General features: G+C 64.4%; 2 protein-coding genes. Both read left to right on the top strand.

The genetic code is table 11. From position 1 onward, the window contains the following. Window positions 1-884 precede the first annotated feature (884 nt). Entirely contained in the window at window positions 885-977 is a 93-nt protein-coding gene (locus OZ10_RS20005; RefSeq protein WP_039408212.1) for a potassium-transporting ATPase subunit F, read from the top strand. A gap of 15 nt (window positions 978-992) precedes the next feature. Continuing rightward, window positions 993-2,334 (top strand): potassium-transporting ATPase subunit KdpA (locus OZ10_RS20000; protein ID WP_039566836.1); only part of this gene is annotated, 1,342 nt, incomplete at its 3' end.

Genomic DNA, 2,334 nt, shown 5'->3' with positions numbered 1-2,334 from the left:
GTGCCGGCCAGCGGCCGCCACCTATGGATGAACACGCCTGAAGGAAACCGATCAGAGCTCGCGGATCGAGATCCTGATCAACACAGTTGCTCCACGGACGGATTCACGGCGTGTCCCGCAAGCGGTGAGGGCGCCGCGCATTCGACCAGACGTGAAGACAGCCAAGCGATCACGATACGCACAGTGCAGCCGTCTCGACCTGACTGCTCAATACCGGCAGATCAGGTGGAAAGCGGATCATCTTCGCCTTTGCTGCAGGGCCCTTGCCCGCCCACCATCGCAGGACACGCTGCAAGTACGTCCATGTAGCTCCGTGGCGGCATCCATGCCGCCAAGGGTCCCGCGACGGTGGGCGGGCAAGGGCCAGTCGCGTTGGTCGGTGTGCAGGCTTTCAACAGAGCAACCAGCCAACCGTGCGACGCGGTGTCTTCGCTCTTCAGTAAAACCACCAACCAACTGTCTGGCCTGGTGGCCTCATCGGTTGCGGGACCGTTAGCGGCAATGGATGCCGCCAACGAGCCTTACTCTGTTCGGAATGTGGCAACGTAGGTGTCTAGGGCCTGCGTGGGCACCGCACGCTCGCAGGCCTCGGCTCGACCTGGCAGGAACGTGCCTGCAGCGCATCCGTATTGCATGATTTATGCGGAATTTACGCGGCGGCCGATTCAGGTCCATAGCGACTTTACGCCGGGCGGGCAGAGACTGCGCGCAGTGGCGGAGCGGTTCCGCCGTGGACGATCCTGATGCATCCCTTGACCTGTCTGCTCCATCGGCGCGTCGCGCACGGTGCGGCAGCGCTTTGCCGTATTGGTACGCACCCGTTGCCTGCGCCGTCGCACCTTGCATCCATCGCGCCGCGCTGTGCGCGTCTGGGGGAGTAACCCATGCCTGCCTGGATGTCCCTGTTGTGCGGCGTGGCCGTACTCGTTGCTGCAGCCTACCTGTTGTACGTGGTGCTGCGGCCCGAAGACTTCTGATGCGAGTGCGCTCCAATGAGTGAAACCATTCTTGTCTATGCGCTGGCCATCGTGCTGGCGTGGCCCCTGGGCCGTTATCTGGCTGCGGTGATGCGCGGCGCGCCGATGCGCGGCGATGCGTTATTCGGCTGGATCGAGCGTCCGGTGTATGCCTTGCTCGGCACGCGTCCGCAGCAGGGCATGTCGTGGCGCGGTTACAGCGTGGCCTTTCTGCTCAGCAACCTGGCCGTCGGCGTGCTGACCTGGGTGGTGTTCATGACCCAGGCCTGGCTGCCGTTCAATCCGGACGGCATCGCGAACCTGCGCTGGGATACGGCGCTGCACACCATGGTGTCGTTTGTCACCAACACCAACCAGCAGCATTACTCCGGCCAGGCGCAGCTGTCGTACCTGTCGCAGATGACGGGGATCGTCGGCCTGCAGGTGGTGACGCCGATGATGGGCCTGGCGTTGGCGGTGGCCACCTTGCGCGCGTTGTTCGGTGGGCGAGTGGCCGCAGGTTTGCCCGATGCCTTGCCGGCATTGGATACGGCGGCGAGCACACGGATGCAGATGGTCGCTCAGCCCGATCCGGACGCAGCACCAATGCGGCAGGGATGGCAGCAGCCGACGCCTGACGCAGCGCTTTCGTCTGACGCCGACGTGGGCAATTATTGGGCCGATGTCATCCGCGCCAGCGTGCGCGTGCTGTTGCCGCTGTGCCTGTTGTGGAGCGTGCTAGTCGGCTGGCAAGGCGTGCCGTCGACCTTGCAGGGCGCGGCAACCGCCACGCCCCTGGATGGCAGCGCCAGCATGCCCAGCCAGACCATTCCGGTCGGCCCGGTGGCGGCGATGGTGGCGGCCAAGCAGCTCGGCACCAACGGCGGTGGCTGGTATGGCCCCAACAGTTCGGTGGCGCTGGAAAACCCCACGCCGTTGAGCAATCTGCTTGAAACGCTCGCATTGGCCTTGCTGCCGATGAGCGTGGTGTTCATGGTCGGCTCCCTGACCGGGCGCAAGCGCCTCACCGCGTTGGTATTCGGCACCATGTTGACGATGTCCGCGGCGTCCACTGCATTGTTGCTGTGGTCCGAAGCGCACTCGGCCAGCGCGGGCTCGCCCGCACTGATGGAAGGCAAGGAAGTGCGCATCGGTGCGGATGCTTCGGCGTTGTGGGCGGCATTGACCACGCAGACCTCCAACGGCTCGGTCAACGCGATGCACGATTCGCTGGCGCCGTTGAGCGGCCTGGTCACGTTGGTCGACATGCTGATCAACGCCATCTGGGGCGGTATTGGCTGCGGCTTGCAGCAGTTCGTGGTGTATCTGTTGCTGAGCGTGTTTCTGGCCGGTCTGATGACCGGACGTACGCCGGAAT

Source organism: Xanthomonas cannabis pv. cannabis (genome assembly GCF_000802365.1).
GTDB classification, from domain to species: domain Bacteria; phylum Pseudomonadota; class Gammaproteobacteria; order Xanthomonadales; family Xanthomonadaceae; genus Xanthomonas; species Xanthomonas cannabis.
This window is presented reverse-complemented; position numbering and strand designations above follow the sequence as displayed.